Genomic DNA, 1132 nt, shown 5'->3' with positions numbered 1-1132 from the left:
GCGACGCGCGCGGAGCGGTCGGCTGCGGCGCGGTGGCGCAGCACGTTCTCGGCGGCCTGCCAGGCCGAGTGGAGCGTACGGGCGTCGCTCAGCTCGCGCCGTTGGGCCGCCGCGGCCTTCTCCGCGACGGTGAGGGCCAGGGAGGCGTGCCGGTAGGCCAGTTCGGCTGCGATGAGGGCGCTGCGGCCACGGGCCCGGTCGGCCTCGGTGACGGTGTGGGCGGCTGCGGTGACCTGTTGGGCGAGGTCGCCCACGCGGCCTCGTTCCTCGGTGGCGCGGGCCGTGAGCCTGCGGGCGAGGGTGCGGGTGCGGCGTTCGGCGCCCGCGTGGATCTCGCGGGCCCGGGACCGGGCGTCGGCGGCGTCGACGATGCGGCCGAGCAGGTCGACGGAGCCCGCCGTGAAGTCCCGCTCGGCGGTCAGCTCGTCGCGGCGGCCGAGTTTGTTGCCGAAGCCCCCGACGAGGTCGGCGAGCCCGTCGGTGTCGCGGGTGTCGGTGACGGCGCGCAGCAGCAGATCGGTGAAGTCGGAGTCCTTCTTGACGGCGAAGAGCCCGGCGGCCTCGCCCTCGTCGGCGTTCATCTCCCGCTGGTAGCGGAACAGTTCGGGGTCGAGGCCCAGATCGCCGAGATGCTCGATCCAGCGGTCGTGGATCTCCTCCCAGTGCACGTCGAGGTGGGGGTACGCCTTTCCCGCCTCCGTGAGGGCGTCGCGGAACCCCTTCATGGTGCGGCGCCGGCCGCGGGCGCCGGAGACGCCCTCCAGGGGGCGCCGTACGGCGGTGGACTCGGCGACCGGCAGCGAGTCCAGGCTCAGCCCGGGGCCGGGCCGGAAGGAGTACCAGGCCTCGGCGAACTTGCGGGGGTCGTTGGAGACCTGACGGCCGCGCCATTCGCTGGCCTTGCCGACCACGACCAGCTCGCCGGTGAGGGTGTGCTGCCATTCGAGGGCGACGTGCCCGCAGTCGTCGGCGAGCAGGAATTTGCGCAGCACGCCGGAACTGGCGCCGCCGAGGGTGTTGCGGTGGCCGGGCAGCATCACCGAGAAGATCAGTTTGAGCAGGACGGACTTGCCGCCGCCGTTCTCCAGGAAGAGCACACCTGCCGGGGCCGGGCGGCGGCAAGTCCGTCCTG

Annotated in this window: 1 pseudogene; it reads right to left on the bottom strand. The window is 73.6% G+C overall.

The features are described from left to right. Nucleotides 1-1132: pseudogene (locus tag BHU15_RS37525) on the bottom strand (hypothetical protein); the annotation flags it as partial.

Source organism: Streptomyces niveus, assembly GCF_001723055.1.
GTDB classification, from domain to species: Bacteria; Actinomycetota; Actinomycetes; order Streptomycetales; family Streptomycetaceae; genus Streptomyces; species Streptomyces niveus.
The sequence above is the reverse complement of the archived record's forward strand: the minus strand, read 5'-3'. Positions and strand labels throughout refer to the sequence as shown.